Origin of the sequence: Kitasatospora sp. NPDC051170 (assembly GCF_044455705.1) — a bacterium.
Lineage (GTDB): Bacteria > Actinomycetota > Actinomycetes > Streptomycetales > Streptomycetaceae > Kitasatospora.
In genome coordinates this window covers 343,340-363,427 of record NZ_JBITFA010000005.1, presented here as the reverse complement: position 1 = coordinate 363,427, position 20,088 = coordinate 343,340, and the positions used below count along the sequence as shown (strand labels likewise).

Annotated in this window: 19 protein-coding genes and 1 tRNA gene; 10 read left to right on the top strand and 10 right to left on the bottom strand. The window is 70.7% G+C overall.

Annotated elements, in window-relative coordinates; all coding sequences use genetic code 11:
- Positions 1 to 190: 190 nt before the first annotated feature.
- Positions 191 to 1,462, bottom strand: a complete 1,272-nt coding sequence (locus ACIBCA_RS14625) for a cytochrome P450 (RefSeq protein WP_396283277.1) — start codon at positions 1,460 to 1,462, stop codon at positions 191 to 193.
- 196 nt (positions 1,463 to 1,658) lie between these two features.
- Positions 1,659 to 1,835 carry a hypothetical protein gene (locus ACIBCA_RS14620; protein ID WP_396283222.1) on the bottom strand — a complete coding sequence of 59 codons (177 nt, stop codon included), beginning with the start codon at positions 1,833 to 1,835 and terminating at the stop codon, positions 1,659 to 1,661.
- A gap of 71 nt (positions 1,836 to 1,906) precedes the next feature.
- Between ACIBCA_RS14620 and ACIBCA_RS14615 the strand changes: the two genes are divergently transcribed.
- Positions 1,907 to 2,137, top strand: a complete 231-nt coding sequence (locus tag ACIBCA_RS14615; RefSeq protein ID WP_396283221.1) for a hypothetical protein — start codon at positions 1,907 to 1,909, stop codon at positions 2,135 to 2,137.
- Between the two features lie 231 nt (positions 2,138 to 2,368).
- Here the strand turns inward: ACIBCA_RS14615 and ACIBCA_RS14610 are convergent.
- Positions 2,369 to 2,441 (bottom strand) — tRNA-Lys (locus ACIBCA_RS14610).
- 110 nt (positions 2,442 to 2,551) lie between these two features.
- On the bottom strand, positions 2,552 to 3,241 hold the full coding sequence (locus ACIBCA_RS14605) for a DNA polymerase beta superfamily protein (protein ID WP_396283220.1): 690 nt from the start codon (positions 3,239 to 3,241) through the stop codon (positions 2,552 to 2,554).
- Between the two features lie 105 nt (positions 3,242 to 3,346).
- On the opposite strand from ACIBCA_RS14605, the gene ACIBCA_RS14600 reads away from it, so the two are divergent.
- From ACIBCA_RS14600 to ACIBCA_RS14590, 3 genes are all read left to right on the top strand, one after another.
- Complete coding sequence (locus tag ACIBCA_RS14600; RefSeq protein ID WP_396283219.1) at positions 3,347 to 4,597, top strand: DNA glycosylase AlkZ-like family protein; 1,251 nt, start codon at positions 3,347 to 3,349, stop codon at positions 4,595 to 4,597.
- 10 nt (positions 4,598 to 4,607) lie between these two features.
- Positions 4,608 to 5,363 (top strand): SDR family oxidoreductase, encoded by a 756-nt coding sequence (locus tag ACIBCA_RS14595; RefSeq protein ID WP_396283218.1) that lies wholly within the window; start codon positions 4,608 to 4,610, stop codon positions 5,361 to 5,363.
- Between the two features lie 64 nt (positions 5,364 to 5,427).
- Positions 5,428 to 6,123 (top strand): tyrosine-protein phosphatase, encoded by a 696-nt coding sequence (locus ACIBCA_RS14590; RefSeq protein ID WP_396283217.1) that lies wholly within the window; start codon positions 5,428 to 5,430, stop codon positions 6,121 to 6,123.
- A gap of 140 nt (positions 6,124 to 6,263) precedes the next feature.
- On the opposite strand, the gene ACIBCA_RS14585 is transcribed toward ACIBCA_RS14590, so the two are convergent.
- Positions 6,264 to 7,010: a helix-turn-helix domain-containing protein gene (locus tag ACIBCA_RS14585; protein ID WP_396283216.1), complete on the bottom strand. Its 747-nt coding sequence runs from the start codon at positions 7,008 to 7,010 to the stop codon at positions 6,264 to 6,266.
- 322 nt (positions 7,011 to 7,332) lie between these two features.
- Between ACIBCA_RS14585 and ACIBCA_RS14580 the strand changes: the two genes are divergently transcribed.
- The 5 genes from ACIBCA_RS14580 (at position 7,333) to ACIBCA_RS14560 (ending at position 13,579) form a co-directional block, all read left to right on the top strand.
- Positions 7,333 to 8,019, top strand: a complete 687-nt coding sequence (locus ACIBCA_RS14580) for a hypothetical protein (protein WP_396283215.1) — start codon at positions 7,333 to 7,335, stop codon at positions 8,017 to 8,019.
- A gap of 69 nt (positions 8,020 to 8,088) precedes the next feature.
- Positions 8,089 to 9,513 carry a ParB N-terminal domain-containing protein gene (locus tag ACIBCA_RS14575; protein WP_396283214.1) on the top strand — a complete coding sequence of 475 codons (1,425 nt, stop codon included), beginning with the start codon at positions 8,089 to 8,091 and terminating at the stop codon, positions 9,511 to 9,513.
- Positions 9,510 to 11,342, top strand: coding sequence for a DEAD/DEAH box helicase (locus ACIBCA_RS14570; RefSeq protein WP_396283213.1), 1,833 nt, complete (start codon positions 9,510 to 9,512; stop codon positions 11,340 to 11,342). The genes ACIBCA_RS14575 and ACIBCA_RS14570 overlap by 4 nt, the downstream gene beginning before the upstream one ends.
- A 7-nt stretch (positions 11,343 to 11,349) precedes the next feature.
- The gene (locus ACIBCA_RS14565; protein WP_396283212.1) at positions 11,350 to 12,228 is read left to right on the top strand and encodes a protein NO VEIN domain-containing protein; all 879 of its coding nucleotides are present in this window, start codon (positions 11,350 to 11,352) and stop codon (positions 12,226 to 12,228) included.
- A gap of 145 nt (positions 12,229 to 12,373) precedes the next feature.
- Positions 12,374 to 13,579: a DNA cytosine methyltransferase gene (locus ACIBCA_RS14560; protein ID WP_396283211.1), complete on the top strand. Its 1,206-nt coding sequence runs from the start codon at positions 12,374 to 12,376 to the stop codon at positions 13,577 to 13,579.
- On the opposite strand, the gene ACIBCA_RS14555 is transcribed toward ACIBCA_RS14560, so the two are convergent.
- The 5 genes from ACIBCA_RS14555 to ACIBCA_RS14535 form a co-directional block, all read right to left on the bottom strand.
- Positions 13,475 to 13,918: a very short patch repair endonuclease gene (locus tag ACIBCA_RS14555; RefSeq protein WP_396283210.1), complete on the bottom strand. Its 444-nt coding sequence runs from the start codon at positions 13,916 to 13,918 to the stop codon at positions 13,475 to 13,477. The two genes, ACIBCA_RS14560 and ACIBCA_RS14555, sit on opposite strands and share 105 nt — an antisense overlap.
- 50 nt (positions 13,919 to 13,968) lie before the next feature.
- Positions 13,969 to 14,436, bottom strand: coding sequence for an RICIN domain-containing protein (locus ACIBCA_RS14550; protein WP_396283209.1), 468 nt, complete (start codon positions 14,434 to 14,436; stop codon positions 13,969 to 13,971).
- Positions 14,429 to 15,628: a low temperature requirement protein A gene (locus ACIBCA_RS14545; RefSeq protein WP_396283208.1), complete on the bottom strand. Its 1,200-nt coding sequence runs from the start codon at positions 15,626 to 15,628 to the stop codon at positions 14,429 to 14,431. Before ACIBCA_RS14545 ends, ACIBCA_RS14550 begins: the two co-directional genes overlap by 8 nt.
- Positions 15,629 to 15,710: 82 nt before the next feature.
- The gene (locus tag ACIBCA_RS14540; RefSeq protein WP_396283207.1) at positions 15,711 to 16,595 is read right to left on the bottom strand and encodes a TIGR02452 family protein; all 885 of its coding nucleotides are present in this window, start codon (positions 16,593 to 16,595) and stop codon (positions 15,711 to 15,713) included.
- Positions 16,596 to 16,798: 203 nt separating this feature from the next.
- On the bottom strand, positions 16,799 to 19,123 hold the full coding sequence (locus tag ACIBCA_RS14535) for a DEAD/DEAH box helicase (RefSeq protein ID WP_396283206.1): 2,325 nt from the start codon (positions 19,121 to 19,123) through the stop codon (positions 16,799 to 16,801).
- A 758-nt stretch (positions 19,124 to 19,881) separates the two neighbouring features.
- Between ACIBCA_RS14535 and ACIBCA_RS14530 the strand changes: the two genes are divergently transcribed.
- Positions 19,882 to 20,058: a hypothetical protein gene (locus tag ACIBCA_RS14530; protein ID WP_396283205.1), complete on the top strand. Its 177-nt coding sequence runs from the start codon at positions 19,882 to 19,884 to the stop codon at positions 20,056 to 20,058.
- Positions 20,059 to 20,088: the final 30 nt, after the last annotated feature.

The following is a 20,088-nucleotide window of genomic DNA, read 5'->3' as shown; positions in this document are numbered from 1 at the left end:
CCGGGCGCGGTAGATTCCATCCGCCCGAATCCCGGGAATACGCATGGAATGACGTATGGAATGACGCACCCTCAGAATTGCGTTGAGCATTTCGAGGAATGCGTACGTACGTGTCCGGCCCCGGGTACGCATGCGAGCGGGGCGGGAGGTGTCCGTCAACCCCTCCCGCCCCGCCGCAGTCGTCCGCGCGCTATGCGGTGGCCCCAGCGGTGGCCTCCGCGGTGGCCTCCGCGCCGTCCAGGAGGACGGGCAGGGTGCGCGGCCCGTTGGAGATCAGGGAGTCCACGGGTTCGAGGTCCACGCCCGGGACGAGCACCAGCCGGGGGAAGCGCTCGAACAGCGCGCTCAGCGCCGTCCGCGCCTCCAGGCGGGCGAGTTGGGCGCCGAGGCAGAAGTGCGGGCCGTGCCCGAAGGCGAGGTGGTCCTTGACCGTCCGGGTGACGTCGAAGGCGGTGGCGCCGTCCCCGTGCCGTGCGGGGTGGCGTCCGGCGGCGGCGTAGGAGGCGAGGATCGCCTCGCCCCGCCGGACGGTGACCCCGCCGGGCAGTTCGACGTCCTCCAGGGCGTAGCGCAGCGGCAGGTGGGCGACCGGTGCCTCCAGGCGCAGCGACTCCTCGACCGCGTCGTCCCAGGCCGCCTTGCCCCCGCGCACCAGGTCGAGCTGGTCGGGGTGGGCGAGCAGCAGGGAGATCGTGTTGCCGATGAGGTTGATGGTGGTCTCGTACCCGGCGGAGACGACCAGCATCACGGTGTCGCGCAGTTCGTCCTCGGTGAGGGCGCTGCCGTCGCCCTCGGTGTCCCGGGCGGCGATCAGCAGGGAGGTCATGTCGTCGCCGGGCTGTTCGCGCTTGGAGGCGATGAGGGCGTCGATCATCGCGTAGAAGGCGAGCGCGTTGGCCTCGGCCTCCTCCGGGGTGAGGACGGTGGAGAAGACGCCGTCGACGTACTGGCGGAAGCCGTCGCGCAGTTCCTCGGGCAGGCCGAGGAGTTGGGCGATCACGAGGATGGGCAGCGGCCCGGCGAGGTGTTCGCGCAGGTCCACCGGTTCCCCGCCCTCGCCGGCGGTGGCGATGCCGTCGAGCAGGGTGGCCGTCAGCTCCTCGATGCGCCCGGTGAGCGCGGCGACGCGGCGGGAGCTGAAGGCCCCGCTGACCAGGCGGCGCAGCCGGCGGTGCTCGTCGCCCTGGGCGGTGAACATGTTGCGGGCCGTCACCCAGAGAGCCAGCGGCCAGCCGGCCACCACCGGCTCGAAGTCGGGCCAGTCGCGCAGCCCGTCCTTGGAGATCCGGGGGTCCTTGAGCAGCTCCTCCAGGAGGTCGGGGTCGGACACCGCCCACACCTGCACCCCGAGGATGTCGGCCGGGACGGCGGGCCCGTGGGCGATCAGCTCGGCGCTCTCGGCGTCGCGGGCCCTCCCCGTGGGGTCGAGGACGAGCGTCGGGCGGTTGACCGGGCACTCCAGGGGGCGGTTCAGCGAGGCCGGACGGTTCTCCAACGGACGCTCCACGAGGGCTCCTTCGCACGGGACGGGGACGTTCGGGACTGGGACGTTCGGGACTGGGACGTTCGGGACGTTCGGACCACACACGCACGATCGAGGATGACCCGCCGCCCCTCTCCCGTCGAGAGCGCATCCCGCCGCCCCGCACGCCCCGGGCTCACTTCCGGTCGCCGCCGCCGGGGGCGCGGCGGGCGAAGAGCAGCCGGGTGCGCATCCGGCAGACGGGCGTGCCGGACTGGTTGTCGGCCTCGACGAGGAAGTGGACGACGCCCGGGGCGGGCCGCCTGGGGTGCGGGTCGGCGGCCTCCACCCCGGAGCCTGGACGGACCGTCATGTCTCTTCAACCACCCTCTCGGCTAGGGCAGTTGGGGCATGTCCGCGATCTAGTCCTGCTGGTACGCCGCCATGACCACCTCCCCCTGCCGGCCCGCGCCCCGCACTGGCTCCACCGGGCGAGCGCCCGGCCGGGACGCCCGACCTGCTGGTGGCGGCGCTCGACGCCTTCACCCCCCCGGAGGCCTCGGCCGGGCGCACGCGCTCACCGAGAGCCGGGTCGCCGCGCGGCTGCGGGGGCTGCTGCCCTCGTACGGGGTGGCGGCGGAGAACGTCTTCGCCAAGGGGTACTGGAACGCCTGACCACCTCCTCGTCGCCACGAGCCGGACGGCTGGATGCCGTCCGGCTCGGCCCTTTCACCGGCCCCGGCGGCCGATCACCGTTGTGTCCGTCGGGTTGATCAGGTCCCAGTCATCCACTCGTACTAAGTCCCTACCGCCGGGTACGACACGGCGGGCCCGGCGCTGCGAGCACCACGCTGCGGGCACGAAAAAGGGCCCGGGCCGGAAGCACTCCGACCCGGGCCCGGGCAGTGGGCCGCCAGGGGCTCGAACCCTGAACCTACGGATTAAAAGTCCGCAGCTCTGCCAATTGAGCTAGCGGCCCGCGGCCCTTCGGCCGGGCGTGCCGGTGGGAAGGACCACCGCGATCCTACCCGGTGCAGGGAGGGGCTTGGCCAGTGGATTGAGCGGGCGTGGCGGTGGCTGGGGCAGGCCTTAGGCCGCGGGTGCGTAGTGGGCGGCGCGGACGCGGCGGAGCCAGGCTTCGGCGGGGCGCGGGTCGGGGGCGTCGGGCAGGACGCCGGGGCGGGAGAGGCGCTCGGCGGCCTCGGCGAGCAGGGATTCGGCGGTGGCGGGGCGGGCGGCGATGCGCTCGCCGAGCTCGCGGACGCGCTCCGGGTCGGGCAACCGGATCAGGTTGAGGCCGCTCTCGTGCAGCCGTACGGCCTGTTCGGTGAGCCGGACGAGGTGGCGGGCGTGCTTGGCGGCCCGGCGGCGGGCGGCCGGGTCGGCGGTGTCGCGGGCGAGGAGCTTGCGGAACTGCTGGTCGGCGTAGCCGAGATACGCCCTGCGGACGGCCGGGGCGCTGAGGAACGTCGAGCGGAGGGCGATCAGCTCCTCACCGAGCGGGGTGCGGGTCTCGTACAACTCGTCGGGCAGCCAGACGAGTTCGGAGGCCGTCGGATTGCAGTTCAGCGCCAGCCGGCACCACTTGGCGGCCTCGTGCAGGGTGAGGTCCGGCTCGGTGGTGACCTGGGACTCCGCCGGGCGGTGCAGGCCGTGCAACTCCTCGGTGGGGACGGCGAACAGGCCCAGCCGGTCGATGTCGGAGCCGGCGTGCGCGAAGCCGTACGCGGTGGAGCCGACGATGCCCGAGAGCAGGACGGTACCGGGAGTGGTGGGCATCAGGGTTCCTTCCGGCCTCTGGGATTCGTGACATCCTCCCTGGTGGGCCGCGCCCGGGCGAGCGAATTCCGGACCGGGGCGGCCTCCGCCGCCGATACTGGCCCCATGCAGCACGCTCCCTCCGACGCCCTGCCCGCCCACGGCCCCTCCCACGGCCCCGCGCTCGACCCCGCGCTCGACCCCGCCCGGCTGCGCGCCTGGTGGTCCCACCGGCAGTGGCTGGACCGCCCGCACACCGGCGCCTCCGCCGCCGAGGTGCTGGCCGCCACCGGCTGGGCCCGCTCGGTGGGCGGCGCGGCGCCGTACCTGGGCCTGTTCGCCCGGGCCGGGCTGCACCGGGCGGAGGTGGACGCGGCGGTGGCCGGGCTGCGGGTGCACGAGCTGCCCTCCGCCCGGGGCTGCACCTATGTGCTGCCGGCGGCCGACTTCGCGCTCGGCCTGGCGGCCGGAGCGGCCGCGCCGGAGTCCGAAGTGGCCTCCGCCGAGCGGCACTTGGGCGTCGCCCGGGACGAGGTCGAGAAGCTCTGCCTGGCCATCGAACGCGTCCTCGGCCCGTCGGAGCCCGTGGATCCCACCACCATCCGGGAGGCCGTGGGCGACGCCGTCCGCTCGCTCGGCGAGGCGGGCCGCAAGCGCGGGGTGTCGACCACCCTGCCGCTCGCCCTCGGGCTGATGCAGTCGCGCGGCCGGATCCGCCGGGTGCCGGTCAACGGCCGTCTGGACCAGCAGCGTTACGGCTACGTCACCTGGGACCAGCCCGTCCGCGGGGACGCCGCCGACCTCGCCCGCCGCTACTTCGCCTGGGCGGGCCCCGCCACCCTGCGGCACTTCCGCTGGTTCTCCGGCTTCGGCGCGGCCACCGCCCGCCGGGCCGCCGCCGAGGCCGGGGCCGCCCCCGTCGCGGAGGGCTCCGAGCTGCTGATCACCGCCGAACTCGCCGGAGAGTTCCAGGAGTTCGAACCCCCGGCCGACCCCCACTACACCCTGCTGGCCGGGATCGACGGCATCCACCTGCTCCACCGCGACCTGCCCCGACTGCTCGACCCCGCCGACGCCGCCCGCCCCCTGCCCGCCGGTCGGGCCGGACGCACCTTCGGCGGCGAGGCCGACCCGCAGACCCACCTCGTCCTGGACCGCGGCCGGATCGTGGGCCTGTGGGAGTACGACGTCGAGCGGTCCGAGATCGTGCTGCAGTCCTTCGTCCCGCCGGACGAGGCGCTGCGCGCCGCCGTCGCCCGTACCGAGGCGTTCGTCCGCGAGGAGCTCGGGGACGCGCGCGGCTTCAGCCTGGACTCCCCGAAGAGCCGCGCGCCGAAGATCGCCGCCCTGCGCGCGGCGGCGCCAACTGATCGATAGAGTACGGAACATGACGACTTCCGAAGGCGCCCTGATCATCACCGGCGCCGGGCGGGGCATCGGCGCCGCCACCGCCCTGCTCGCCGCCCGCCGCGGCCACCGGGTCTGCGTCAACTACCGCTCGGACGAGGCCTCGGCCGCCGCCGTCGTCGACGCCGTCCGCGCCGAGGGCGGCACCGCCCTCGGCGTCCGGGCCGACGTCACCCGCAGCACCGAGGTCGAGCGGCTGTTCGCCACCGTCGACGCCGAACTCGGGCCGCTCACCGGGCTGGTGAACAACGCGGGCACGCTGGAGAAGCAGTGCCGGCTGGAGGAGATCGACGAGGACCGGCTGAACCGCATCTGGGCCTCCAACATCACCTCGGCCTTCCTCTGCGCCGCGCAGGCCGTCCGCCGGATGTCCACCCGGTACGGCGGCAGCGGCGGCGCGATCGTCAACGTCTCCTCCGCCGCCTCCCGGATCGGCTCGCCCAACGAGTACGTCGACTACGCCGCCGCCAAGGGCGCGGTGGACTCGATGACCAGGGGCCTGGCCCTGGAGGTCGCCGCCGAGGGCGTCCGGGTCAACGCCGTACGCCCCGGGCTGATCCACACCGACATCCACGCACTCGGCGGCGAGCCCGGCCGCGTCGACCGCGTCGCCCCCAACCTGCCGATGCGGCGCGGCGGTCGGCCGGAGGAGGTCGCCGAGACGATCCTGTTCCTGCTCTCCCCCGCGTCCTCGTACACGACCGGGGCGATCCTGGACGTCACGGGCGGGCGCTGACGCCGCGGGCGTACAACCTGACATCTCCTTCCCCCGGCCCCGCCCGCGCCCGTACGGTGGGGCCATGACCGACGCCTTCATCGAGATCCCCGGTGTCCGCAACTTCCGTGACGCGGGCGGCATCGGCGCCCTCCGCCGGGGCGTGCTGTACCGCTCGGGCTCCCTCCACACCCTCACCGAGGAGGGCGCCGGCCGCCTCAAGGACCTCGGCCTGCGCACCGTCGTCGACCTGCGCAGCGCCTTCGAGCTGGAGGTCTGGCCCGACGAGCTCCACGGGCTCGACGTCGAGTCCCTCAGCGTGCCGACCCTGCCCGCCAACCGCGAGGACCTCGACCGCCCCTGGCCCGAGGACCAGGCGTCCCTCTACCCCTTCATGGCCGAGACCGCCGGCCCCTCCCTCGCCGCCGTCGTCCGCCGCCTCGCCCAACCGGGCGCCACCCCGGCCGTCGTCCACTGCGCCGTCGGCAAGGACCGCACGGGCCTCACCATCGCCGTCCTGCAGTCCCTCCTCGGCGCCACGCCCGAGGAGATCACCGCCGACTTCCTGCTCTCCAACATCGGCCTCGGCCTCGACCAGGGCCCCACCCCCTACATCGACGAGACCGGCTCCGAACGCATCTCCCGCCCCATCAGCGCCGAACTCCTCGACTCCGCCCTCACCTGGATACACACCCACCACGGCGACCTGCGCACCTACCTGGCCACCCACGGCGTCTCCCCGGCCGAACTCGACGCCCTCTACGCCAACCTCTCCGCCTAGCCCTCACCCATCGGCTGAATGTGCGGCATCTCAATGGACTTCCGCCCGACAGAAAGGACACCGCCGCATTCCGCGCCCGCACGCGGCATTACCAGCTCCGCCGTTAAAGGTGAATCCTGGAGGTTTCGTTCGTGCGCGTTCTACTGGTTAGCCGTTGCCACCTTCAGCACAAGGTCGGCTTCGTGATAGCACTGCGCCGAATTGAACAGGCGCACGATGTGGAGCACATCGACCGCCGGACGCCGGGCCGCGCTATGAAGCAGTGCATCCGCCGCAACAACGAAGCCCTGCCCCTGACATGCCCTCACCACATCCGGAATGCGATGCAGCGGAAGCTTGTCGCCGGCTTCGGCAAGCACCAGGTGCGCGTCACGGTCACGGCCCGCCCTGAGGTACTGGATGGCTTCTTCCAGACCTGGCTCAAGCGGGGTCAGCTCCGCGGCAGCTTGCCGGTCCCCCTCCGCCGGGGGGACCGGCAAGGCGAGCTCCTCCACCGTCCCGGCGTCAGCAGGCCGGCCGCCGGGGCCTTCGCCGACTGCCACCGGCAGTGACGTCCGGGGCTCAGTACAGGCATCACTGCGGTGACCGCAGTGGCGACAGGTCCGGTGCTGCTCCTCATCGCACCGCTTGCACGGCCGCAACAGCGCCAGGCCGTGCAGCTCCTTGAGCTCCGCCAACGGCCTCGGCGGCTCCCCCGCGTCCTCTTGCACCACCTCACAGAAGCGCTCCACAATCCCCCAAGACGGGACGTTCCGGGCGCGCAGATACCCACTGAGAGCGCTCTCCGACACGTTCAAGCGCTCAGCATGGGCTGCCATGGTTCCCGGATTCGGGCCATCAGCAGCAGCGCCCGCCGGGCGCGGACGTGCTTTGAGCATGCCGTACATGACGCGCAAAGCCTCCGCCAGCTCCCGCTGCTCCGGCGTCCTCCTCGCGACATAACTCCTGCCGACTCGGCCAAGCGGTGGCACAGCCCCTCCTCAGTGTCCGCACAGTAGTGGTCATCTGAGTCTGTCCGATCAAGCCCGGCAAGAAAAGGAGACCCTCTTCAGAGTATTCTCGAAAGATCATTTAGGGCTGGCGTTCATAGGGTCCGTGCCCGTAAAACTGTCCTATCCACGTGGGTGGTCCGATGCATGGAGCCGCCCTTGCGTAGCCATGCGCTGCAGCCCGCGTGGACCCCTTCGTACTCGACGGAAAGGAACGGTCATGGCACTCCCTTCGTGGGAAGACCCCAAGCTGGGTTCGATGAAGCGAGTGGCCCTGTGGCTGGCCACCGTGGCCGGCGAGGGCCGTATCTTCACGTACACCCAGCTGCGTGACGTGTTCCCCGGCGTGGCGCAGATCGACCGGAGAGTCCGCGATCTGCGGGGCCGCGGCTGGCGCATCGATACCGCGCGCGAGGACACCCAGCTCGGCATGCACGAACTCCGGCTGGTGTCCGTCGGCGAACCCGTCTGGGAGGACCGCAAGGGCCCAGGCAAGGAGACGTCCGGCCTTACCGGCACCCGCCGCCGCGAGGTGCTGGCCAAGGACGGCCACATCTGCCGGAGCTGCGGCATCTCGGTGGGCGAGGATTACGCCGGGTCCTTCGAGCGGTCGCAGCTGGACATCGCCCGCCGGGAGGTCAGGCTCCCGGACGGCTCCACGGCGGTGGAGCTGATCACGGAATGCCGGCGCTGCCGGGTGGGGGCGTCCCAGCTGGAGACGGACGCCGCCCAGACGATCGCGGAGATCTCCCACCTGGGTTCCATGGAGCTCCGGATGCTCGACTCCTGGGTCAAGGAGGACAAACGGGAGTTCGGAAAGGTCGAACTCCTGTGGGCGGCCTACCGCACCATGCCGGCTGACTCCCGCGAGCGTTTCAGGGTTGCCCTCAAGTCCAGTCTGGGCTAGCCCACCGCGCGACCCGCAGATCATGTTCGAAGCAGTGCCTGAAACCCCATGAAGAGGAGAACTGGGTTCATGAGTCCGGACCTTGGCCGCCCCCCGATGGCTGCGTACAACCAGGATCTGGTGGCAAAGCGGCTCCAGGAGGGCGCCCGGACCGGCGGGGTGCGTGAGTCGGTGAAGATCGAGTGGCGCGGTCAGCCCGTGAACGTCGAGGTCATCGACATGCCGACCGACACGCTCTACTACAACCCGGGAACGCATCGCATCCGGGCTCAGCGCAGCCACGACCCGAGGCTCGACACCGCACTCGACGCAAATCCCTGGAGCGCCGAGAGCCAGGCTTACCTTCATCATCTGCTCCAGGCCAAGCCGTCCAACCCCCATGAGACGGACCCGGACTTCGCGGAACTGAAGAAGAGCATCCTTGACTTCGGCCAGAACGACCCGGGTCTGATCACCCGGGACGGGATTCTCGTCAACGGCAACAGCCGGCGGGCCGCCTTGAAGGAACTCGGCAAGCAGAGCATCCGCGTTGGAGTCCTCCCGGGTGACTGCACCTGGGAGGACATCAGCGCGGTGGAGCTGTCGCTGCAGCTCCGCAAGGACCACCGGCGCGAGTACTCCTACATCAACCGGCTGCTGGCGATCGAGGAGCAGGTCGGACTCGGGCGGCCGATCGGAAGCGTCGCGCACGACTTCCGCTCCAACGCAGCCGCATGCGAGCAGGACCTGTGGGTCCTCACCTGCATTCGGGAGATGATCGACCGGAGCTCCAGCGGCGACGTCTCCCTCCGGCTGATCGATTTCGAGGAGCATCAGGAGAAGCTCAAGGAGCTTCGCCGGCGATACGCCAAGGAAGTGGCGGACAACAAGCGGGACAGTGCGGAGATGATCAAGGAAGCCCGGACCGCCGCGATGATGCTCGGCTTCTCCAAGACCGACGTCCGCGTCATCGACGAGGACTTCCTGGACCGCTACCTGAGCAAGCAGCTGCCGGAGGAATTCCACACGCCGGCCGCTAAGACCCCGGCAGCGGTGGTCATCCCCGGACTCAACCGCACGGTGCAGCCGGCCGAGAGCCCGAGGGTTGCAGCGGCGAAGGCCTTCACGGACACGGTGCTCCGTACCAAGGCAGCAGCGGGAGCTGCGGACAAGCTTTCACCTGCGGATGTCAAGGCCGCGTCCGAGAAGTTCGAAGCCGTCAGGGAGGCAGTCGAGAGGGCCCTCGACCCGGCAGGTCGTGACGCGCGGCTCCGAAAGCGCAAGCGGGCGGCTCCAGATCGTCTGAACGACGCGAGCCAGGACATCGATCAGTGCATCACGGACCTCGTCCTGTCCCGCGCCAACCGCAGTCTCGATGAGGAGGCCTTCGACGAAGGAGTGCTCCAGCTCCGTGACAGTCTGTCCAAGCTGGCCAAAGAGGCTCAGCGGAGCATCACGGAGCCAGGAGACGGAGTCATGTGGCTGCTAGCCGCCGTACAGCAGGAGAATAAGTGAGCCTGACCGCAGAACCGTCTCTGCAGATCGGCTTTGACGTCACGCGGACCGCTGCTGTCCTCCGGGCGGCAGCGGGCTACCACAGTGACCTTGCCCGGCTGGCCATGCGCTTCGGCAACGGAGGCATGCGAGGCCCCTCATCTGCCGAGATCCCGCTGGATGACTTCCTGGCCTCCCTCGAGGTGCTGGGCAGCTGGCCGGCCCCGGAGAGCGTCCACTGGGAGGACGCGCTCGCAGAGCTGACCGGGGACATCCTCGATGACGCTTCGACGGCTGGCAAGCGGCTCTCCGGCGAGACCGCCGACGATGCCGCCGTCTCGCCGAATGCCGTGCTCGGCCTGCTTGGAGATGACTGGTCCGCAGACCTGACGTCATTCCAGAAGCGAGATGTCGCGAGACTTCTCTCCCTGCGCCACGGCGCCAACTTCAGCGTTCCCGGCGCGGGTAAGACTCGCTCCGCCCTGGCCGTCTTCGCGGCTCTTCGTGAGCAGCAGGATGTCAGCCGAATCCTCGTTGTCTGCCCGAAGTCCGCGTACGAGGCGTGGCAGGCCGAGCCCGAACTGTGCTTCAGGCGCAAGCCGAGGACAGCTGTGCTGTCCGGCCCGCCTGATCCCGGTACGGAGATCCTGATCGTCAACTACGAACGGCTTGAGCGGCATCTGGCCGCCCTGGCCAGCTGGCTGCGAGCAGCTCCCAGCATGCTCGTACTCGACGAAGCCCATCGCATGAAGCTCGGCTCACAAGGAATCTACGGCGCGGCCTGCATGGCGCTCGGGCCCCTGAGCAAACGACGGCTGATCCTCACGGGCACCCCGGCGCCCAACGGCGCGAAGGACCTCGAGAACCTGCTCTCATTCGTCTGGCCGGGACACGGGCGCCGCGTCGTCAGCCAGGCAGTGGCAGGCGGCGATCTCGCGCACGCGAGCGCTGTACTTCGCCCCCTGTACACCCGGACGACGAAGCGGGAACTGGGCCTGCCGCCGGCGGTGACGACCATCCGGTATGTGGAGATGCCCAGTCTCCACCGCGAGATCTACGATGCGCTGGCCGGACAGTACTCGCCTCGGGCCGAAGCCGTCCGTTCGGACTTCGAGGCACTCGGCAGGTCCATGCTGCGCATGTTGATGGCTGCCACCAGCCCGGCACTCCTCACCGAGGGCGGCAGCTCCTACGAGCCGCTTGAATACCGGCTCGATCCGCTGGAGATCCCCGCAGGCGCACCACTTCAGAGCCTCATGGCAGAACTACCCGCCTACGAGCTGTCCCCGAAGTACCAGGAAGCCCGGAACCTCGTATCCGCAAACGCCGCCAGGGGACGGAAGACCCTGGTGTGGGCCAGTTTCGTTCGGAGCCTGACGACCCTCAACCTCATGCTCAGGGATTTCCAGCCCGCACTCGTCCACGGCGGCACAGCCGACAGGGAGGAACAGATCCAGCGCTTCCGGGAAGACCCGGACTGCATGGTGCTCATCTCCAATCCCGCCACGCTGGGCGAGGGCATCAGCCTGCACCAGGTATGCCACGACGCCGTCTACGTCGACCGGGACTTCCAGGCGGGACGGTTCCTGCAGAGCCTGGACCGCATCCATCGCCTCGGACTCGCGCCTGACACCGAGACCCGGATCACCGTCCTGGCTTGCCGTGGCTCAGTGGACGAAGCAGTGGCCAAGCGCTTGGAGCAGAAGCTCGAGTTCATGGGACGCATCCTGGACGATCCGGCGGTCCAGCAGCTCGCCGACCTTCAGGAAGAGCCCTCTGTCACCGCGGGAATGGACATGGCGGACATCGAGGCCTTCCTGGAGCACCTTCGTGCCACAACTGCCCGCTGAGGGAACCATGAAGGCAGCGCTGCGCTGGCTTCACACGATGCAGACGGAAGACGTCCACCGGACTCGGGCTCTCTTCACCAGCCACGAGTCCTTCTCCGATCTGACCCCGGGCCAGTACGACGACGGGCTGGCCTGGCTTCGGCGCATAGGTCTGGCACCATCACGGCGACGGCCGGCACAGTCTGTGACGGAGCTGAGACTCCTCTGCCTTCAACTGCTGGAGCGATCTCTAGAAACAGCCTGCCCTGACTGGATAGCCGAGATCCACAGCGCCCCCTCCGCGAGCACGCCGCTGCCGCCCGCTGGACAGCGCCTGGCGGCGAGCCTCGGCCTCCGGGACAGCGACATGACGGCCGCAGTGTCAAAGGCCTGGATCGCCGAACGTGCTCGAGTCGGCGCTGCAGGGGAGCGAGCACTGCTGGCTCTCCTGAACCTCACGGTGAAAGCCGACGTCATCCACGTCTCGGCCATCTCGGACCGGTTCGGCTACGACATCTCCGTGGAGTCGGGTGGCTCCACTGCGCACCTGGAGGTGAAGAGCACTGCGGGTGCGGGCAGGGCTCCCGTGATCTTCCTGTCACGCCATGAGTACGAAACCATGCACGCTGATCCCGCGTGGCACCTGGTCTTCGCGGTCCTGGACCGGGAGGACCAGCTGACGTCCGTCAGCAGCATCAACCGGGACTGGATCACCGAGGTGGCGCCCTCTGACGGCCACACCGATGCCTCGCAATGGGCGTCGGCCCGATTGACGGTCCCCTCGGCAGCCCTGATACCAGGCATCCCGGCCATCTGGCCGTGGCTCCGGCCGGACGCACCCGGGCCTCGACCCGGCATGGATCATTCCTCCCGTCTGCTGGTGAGCGGCAGGACCACCGGCAGCTAGGCGGCCGGGCAACTCCGCTGTCGGTGCCCCCTGGCAGAATCGGCGAGAGTTACCCGCCAGGTGCCCACAGTCCAGCCGAGAACACATCCACGCCTCAGCCTCTGCGACACTTGGCCTTTGTGTGTCACAGCAGGGAGGACGACCTATGACTACCAGCGCCGAGCGGCTGACCTCAGTCGAGATCTGTGCGGGCGCTGGCGGCCAAGCGATCGGCCTCCACGATGCCGGGTTCAGGCATCTCGCACTCGTCGAGATCGACGGACACGCCGCGACTGCCCTGAAGAAGAATGTGGAGAAGCGCCGCGGCTGGGAATGGGAACGAAAGAACAAGGTTGTCCATGAATTGGACGTGAATAAGTTCTTTCCAAAAGACCATCTCCCGGACATCGAACCGTTCGATGTCGATTTGCTCGCCGGAGGCGTACCCTGTCCGCCATTCTCGCTCGCAGGCCACCAGCTGGGTCAGGACGACGAGCGAGACCTGTTCCCGAGGATGCTCGATCTAGTCAGGGAAATCAGCCCGAAGGCCGTCATGATCGAGAACGTCCGAGGCCTTCTGCAGCCTGAACACAAGTTCGCCGGATATCGGAAAGAGATTATCTCCGAGCTAGAAGAACTCGGATATCACGTCTGCAATTGGGGCATGGTCGAGGCGGCCGACTACGGGGTTCCGCAACTGCGCCCCCGCGCAATTCTTATCGCCATCCACAGGGAATTCTATTTCGAAGAATTCGAGTGGCCCTCCGGGGACCTGGAGCGCAAGACGGTATTCGAGGCCTTGCGGAAGAGCATGGAGGAACGCTACAGGCACGCCGAGGAGCTGCACAAGAACAAGAAGGCGGCGCTCCAGAATGCTCACCAGAAATGGAAGGAGCGCGCTGAACGTCACGGAGTCGCTCCCACCCTGGTCGGCGGCTCAAAGAAGCACGGAGGTGCCGACCTCGGCCCCAGCCGTGCCAAGGCAGCCTGGAAGCTCCTGGGCGTCGACGCCATGGGCGTAGCGAATGACATGGGTGACGATATCAATGTGGACCGCGACCTTCTGTGCGAGGCCGGACCGAAGCTCACCGTAGCTCAGGCCGCCATCATTCAGGGATTCCCGGAGAACTGGCATTTCGAGGGCGGCAAGACAGCCCGATACCGCCAGATTGGGAACGCTTTCCCGCCACCTGTGGCCAAGGCCTTCGGTGAGAGCATTGCCAAGGTTCTGCGACTCGGAAAGCGGCCGGAGGGCGAAGTCCCTGCTTCATTCTCCTCGACGATCTCTGACGGCGCTGGCGATGGTGCGGGCGCAGGCCTCCGGGGGCTCGTGCTCCCAGAATCTGAGAACAATCCACCCAGCCTCTTCTAGCCGGGAGTCCGTATCCCGGTCCCGCAAGACGTTCCGGGTTACTTTTTCGGACCAGTAACCCGGATTGGTCCTCGGTGAGACATAGTGCTCGGGACATCCGTGCCAGTAGCACCCGTCCACGAAGACGGCGACCTTCACCGGACGGAACACCATGTCGGCCGTACGGCGCAGCTCAGGAAGCGGCCGGGCTGCCACGCGGTAGCGGAGGCCGTCCGCGTGCACCAATTGCCTGATCCGCAATTCGGGTTTGGTGTCCCGGCTGCGGATGGCCTGCATGTTCCGTCGACGTGCTGCGGATGACGCCCATGAGCCCTCGGGTGGGACCCAGCTGTCAGTCATGCTCTCCTGCCTTGGTACAGGTGCCGTATCCAGACTAGGACGGGGCTCCCTCACCGGTTCTGGCGTTCGAAGCGCCACCACTGGGTGGGGGTGTCGAGGTCCTCCCACTGGTGGACGGGGTCGGTGGGGGGTTCGGCGGCGGTGAGGGCCTTGCCGCTGACGAAGCTGGTGACGGTGTAGGTGCCCGGGGCGTCGACGTGGGCCTCGAGGAGCCACTCCTGGGCGCCGAAGGCGTTGGCGGACCACTGCTGGATCGGGACGCCGTCCTCGGTGGCGGCTCCGGTGACGTCGAGGCGCTTGCCGCTGCCCGCGTTCTCCAGGTGGACGAGCGCGCCGCCCGGGTGGATGGCGGTGAGGTGCCACAGCTGGGCCTCGGAGCCGTCGTCGGCGCCCTGGCGGACGCGGGCGCCGAGGCGCTTGGAGCCGTCCGCGACCTCCAGCAGCAGGCCGCTGCCGACGTTGCGGATCAGGTAGCTGCCGTCGGTCACGGGGGCGTTCGCGTTCGCGGAGTCAGTCACGCTCGAAGTCTCCCACCGACCTCCGACGGGCCTCGTAGGCGAAGACCCCCGCCAGCACCGCCGCCACCGCGCCCACCTGGTCGGTCGCGGAGACGGAGGCGCCCAGCGGCACGGCGGCGAGGATCAGGGCCGCGCCGAGCAGCCGGGCCCGGTTGGGCCGCAGGGCGAAGAACCGGCGGATCGCCGCGTTGACTATCAGGTACAGGGCGACGCCCCCGGAGAGCGCGGCGGCCTGCGGCAGGGTGCTCGCCGCCCCCGGGTGGGCGACGGCGGCCTTGACCCCGGCGGCGAACAGCAGCACGCCGAGCAGCAGCCCGAAGTGCCCGAGGTAGTAGACGAGGACGGCGGCCCGGTTGCGCTCGGCGTCGGCCAGCGCGGCCATGTGGTGCTCGGCGCGGGCGTCGTCGTCGTGCCCGAAGTACGCCCACCAGAGCCCGACGCAGACGCTCAGGCTGAGCAGGGCGACGGCGATCAGCGAGGGTCCGAGGCCCAGCGCCCCCGCGCCGACGCCGATGGCGATCACCGACTCGCCGAACGCGATGATCATGATCAGCCCGTGCCGCTCCACGAAGTGGTCGGAGCGCAGTCGGAACGCGGGCAGCCGAGCGGCCCTCTGCGTCACGTACTGCATCGCGAACGCCGCCGTCCAGAAGACGAGTTGGACCGTCCCGGTCAGGTACCCGCCGGCCACCACCAGGCCCCCGAGGGCGAGGTTGGCCGCGCCCATCCGCAGCACCGACTCCGGCGCCACCCCGGCCGCGCCGAACATCCCGGTGTGCAGGAGGACCACCACCAGGTACGCCCAGCCGAAGGCCGCGCCGCTGCCCTGGAAGGCGTGCGGGACGGACAGCGAGATGACCAGGAAGGCGCCCATCGCCAGCATCAGCAGCCCGCGCCGGCCGTGGGTGCTCGGCGGCATGGCGTTGGTCAGCCAGATGAACGCGTCGTACATCCACCAGATCAGCGCCAGCATGACCATCACCTGGGCCAGCCCGCCGGGGGTGAGGTGGTGGGCGAGGCTACCGGTCAACTGGGTGACGGTGAAGACGAAGACGAGGTCCAGGAAGAGTTCGAGCGGGGCCACCTTCAGGGCGGGCTCTCCGGCGGAGGCGACGGAGGCAGAGGAGGCGGAGGCGGCTATCGGCACAGCGGCGGCAGCGGCGGACGAGGCGGTCCGGGGAGGCACGGTCACGGCGCGAGTATCCGGCACCGGGCCCCGCCCCCGCCCGGGTTTCCGGGGGACGGACCGGTCGGCCGCCGCGTCCTCGGGCTCCTCAGTCTCCGAACCGGGCTTCGAAGGCGGCCCGGTTGGCCGAGACCGGGGAGCGGTCCCAGACCGCGAACACCACCCGCTCGAAGGCCGCCCCGTACCGCCCCAGCGCGTCCTCGAACGCCTCGGCGACCTGCGCCGGGTCGTTGCGGAACACCCCGCAGCCCCAGGCCCCCAGCACCAGGGTGCGCACCTCGTGCCGGGCGGCGGCGGCCAGCACCCGCAGCGCCCGCTCGGCGAGCACCCCGCGTACGTCCGCCCCGCGTACGTCCGACCCGCGTACGTCCGACCCGCGTACGTCCGACCCGCGTACGTCCGACCCGGCCGAACGGCGTTCCAGCTCACCGGCGTTGGGGGCGGGCGAGGTCAGGAAGGTGACCGGGTACGGCCGGGCGAGCAGTTCGCCGCGCCCGCCGCGGATCACCGGCACGCCGGGCGAGACGATCACCCGGTGGCTGTACCGCAGGTCGTCGGAGGCGCGGTGGGCCTCGTAGTAGTCGGGCGCCTCCAGCAGGCAGGTGTACAGCAGCGCGCTGCGGCACAGGTCCTCCTCCTGGGCGCGGGCACCGCGCAGGTACCCGCCGCCGGGGTTGCGGGCGGAGGCGAAGTTCAGCACCCCGACCGGGCCGGCCCCGGCCTCGACCAGCCTCCGGGCCGCCTCGACGCTGCCCTCGGCCGTCACCTCGACCCGGCCGGCGCCCAGCGGCCCCGGCTCCCCGCCCTCGCGCAGCAGCGCGTCGAGGCCGGACGGCGTGTACGACACCGTGCCGGCCCGCGCCGCCGCCAAGTCCTCCCCCACCTGCACGAGTTCGCCCCCGTCGGCCCGGTAGCTCCCCCGCTCGGCGATCTGCTCGTTCACCCGCGCCACGTCATGCAGTCGACTGCTCATGCCCGCGACGCTACGGGACTACCGCTCCCGCCCGCCACAGGTTATTCTCACTTCCAGAACAACGCCCTCGCCGAGCAGCAGGGGTCGGTGTTCGGGGGGAATCGGGGGAACACGAAGGGCCCGCTCCGGCGAACGGAGCGGGCCCTTCGTGTCACCGGTCGGCCCCGGCGGTCTCATCGACCGCCGGGCCTACCGGCTGATGATCAGTTCTTCCAGCGCGGCTTGCGGTCCTCGCGGCCGAAGCCACCGGCGCGGCGGTCGTCACGGTCACGGTTGAAGCCACCGCGGTCGTCACGGTCGCGGTTGAAGCCGCCGGACGCCTGCGGGCGGCCACCGGAGCGGTGGTCGTCGCGGCGCGCGAACGGACGGCTGCTGCCGCCGCGCTCGTCGCGGTCACGGCCGAAGGAGGGACGGTCACCGAAGGCCGGGCGGTCGCCGAACGAACGGGCCGGGCGGTCGCCGAAGGAGCGGGCGCCGCGGTCGTCACGGTTGTCGCGGTTGAAACCGCCCGAGCGACGGTCGTCGCCACGGTCACGGTTGAAACCACCGGTACGGCGGTCGTCACGGTCACGGTTGAAGCCACCGCGGTCGTCACGGTTGTCGCGGTTGAAACCACCCGAGCGACGGTCGTCGCCACGGTCCCGGTTGAAACCACCGGTACGGCGGTCGTCACGGTCACGGTTGAAGCCACCGCGGTCGTCACGGTTGTCGCGGTTGAAACCACCCGAGCGACGGTCGTCGCCACGGTCACGGTTGAAACCACCGGTGCGACGGTCGTCACGGTTGTCGCGGTTGAAGCCGCCCGAGCGACGGTCGTCGCCACGGTCCCGGTCACGGCCGAAGGCCGGACGCTCGGTGCGCTCGGTGCGCGCCTCACGGTACGACGGGGTGCGCTCCTCGGCCTGCGGCGCGGCGGCGGCCGGAGCCTCGGCCGCGGCCTGCTCGGCGCCCTCCTCCGAGGCCGCCTCGGCCGGCTCCTCGTCCACGATGCCCAGGTCGGCCCGCTCGCGCGCCGCACGGGCGGACAGGCGGTCGGCCTCCTCGCGCAGCTCGGTGGCGCGGCGCTGCGCGCGCTCCAGCTGGCGGGTCATGTCGGCGAGCTCGCGCTCGGCGGCGCCCGCGATGTTGGCGGCGCTCTCGGCCTGGACCTCGGTGAGCGAACGGGCGCCGGTGATCTTGGCGACCTCGGCGTCGAAGGCGTGGTCCAGGATGTGGCGGCTGGCGTCGACGCCCGCGTCCTCCATCAGGCGGAAGACGCCGCGGCGCTGGTGCGGCAGCACCAGGGTGACGACGGCGCCGGAGCGGCCGGCGCGGGCGGTGCGGCCCGAGCGGTGCAGGTAGTCCTTGTGGTCGCCGGCCGGGTCCACGTTGAGGACCAGGTCGATGCCGTCGACGTGGATGCCGCGGGCGGCGACGTCGGTGGCGACGACGACGTTGACGTAGCCGTCCTTGAAGTCGCCGAGGACGCGGGTACGGGCGCCCTGGGTCATGCCGCCGTGCAGCGCGTCGGCCTTCACGCCGGCCTCGATGAGCTGCTCGGCGACGCGGTCGGCGCCCATCTGGGTGCGGACGAAGATGATCGTGCGGCCCTTGCGGGCGGCGATCGCGTTGGTGATCGGCGCCTTGTCCTTGGGCTTCACCACGAGGATGTGGTGGGTCATGGTGGTGACGGCGCCGGCCGACGGGTCGACCTCGTGGGTGACCGGGTTCTTGAGGTAGCGCTTGACCAGGGTGTCGATCTCGTTCTCCAGGGTGGCGGAGAACAGCAGGCGCTGGCCGCCGGCCGGCACCTGGTCGAGGATCTCGGTGACCTCGGGCAGGAAGCCCATGTCGGCCATCTGGTCGGCCTCGTCGAGGACGACGGTCTTGACCTCGGCCAGCTTGGCGGAGCCGCGGTTCAGCAGGTCGCGCAGACGGCCGGGGGTGGCGACGAGGACGTCGACGCCGCGCTCCAGCGCGTAGATCTGGTTCGACATCGAGGTGCCGCCGCAGACGACCTTGAGCTTGAGGCCGAGCACCGAGCCGAAGGGCTCCAGGGCGTCGGCGACCTGCATGGCCAGCTCGCGGGTCGGGACGAGGATCAGGCCGCGCGGGTGCTTGGGCTTGGTGCGCTCGCCGTCGGCGAGGCGGGTCAGCAGCGGCAGGCCGAAGCTGAGGGTCTTGCCGGAGCCGGTGCGGCCACGGCCCAGCACGTCCTTGCCGGCCAGGGCGTCCGGGATGGTCGCGGCCTGGATCGGGAACGGGGTGGTGACACCGCGCTTGGCGAGGGCGCGGACGACGTCGTCGTGCAGGCCCAGGTCGCCGAAGGTGATGGTCGGCTCGGCGTCCTCCTCGACGCTCTCCTCGACCTCGGCGGTCTCGGTGGCGTCGGCGGAGTCGTCGGCCTCGACGATCTCGACGATCTCGACGATCTCGACGGCCTCGGGGGCCTCGATCAGGGTCTCGGTGGTGTCGGCGGCGGTGTCGGTGACATCGGCGGCGGCCTCGTTCGCGGGCATGGCGAAGCGGGCGTCGTCAACGAGAGACATGTAAAACCTTCCGGAAGTGGCACGCGCCAAAGTCCGGGGGTTCTGTTTCACAACCGCCTCTATGCGGTCAGCCACGGATCGCCGGAACGCGCCAAGGGCGCCAGATGGGAATAGGGCGCCAGTCAAATGAATCAAACGAACGATCTACCACCATAGACGAACCTCCGGATCGGAGGCAAATGCCCTGGCCAGCTCCCTAATGCCCACCCGCTCGCGGGCTCGGTGCCGACGAACCCGAGCTTCCGCCGGTGGGCTCCCCCGGCCCGGGCGTGGCCGAGGACGACGGGGTGTGCTCCGGCTCGGGGGAGCCGGTCGGGTGGGCGCTCGGGCCCGCCGAGGGCGAGCTCCCCGAGCCCCCTGAACCCCCTGCGCCGCCGGACCCGCCCGCGCCGCCAGCGCCCCCGGTGTGGCCGTCCCCGGTGCCGGAGGTGGTCGTGCCGGGGTGGGGTGCGGGGCTGGTGTTCCCGCCGCCCGCACCACCGCCTCCCGGCGCGCCGTCCGGGGCGACCGCCCCCGGCACCGGCACCACGCCGGTCACCGCGCCCGGCGCGCCCTCACCGGGTGCGCCGGGGACGCCCGCCCCCGGCGCACTCTCGGCCTGCAAGCCCCCCTGGCGCTCCGCGTGCCCCGCCGCACCACCCAGGTGCCCGGTCCCCGGGGAGGCGGAGGCCCCGCCCGACGCCCCCGGACGGCCCGCAGGACCGGCCTGCCCCACCGGCGCCACGCCGTGCTTCTCCTCCGCGGCCGAGCCCACCGACATGCACCCGGTCAGCCCGAGCCCCGCCACCGCCAGCACCGCCGCCGCCCGCAGCGCCCGTCCCGACCGGCCGGACCGTCCCGACCCGCCGGACCGCCGGGTCCACTCCGCCCGCACCGACCGCGCCGACCGGACCGCCCGCACCACACGCACCGAAGCCACCGAGTTCCCTCTCTGACGCCCCGCCCGGGCCGCCCATGGCGCGGCC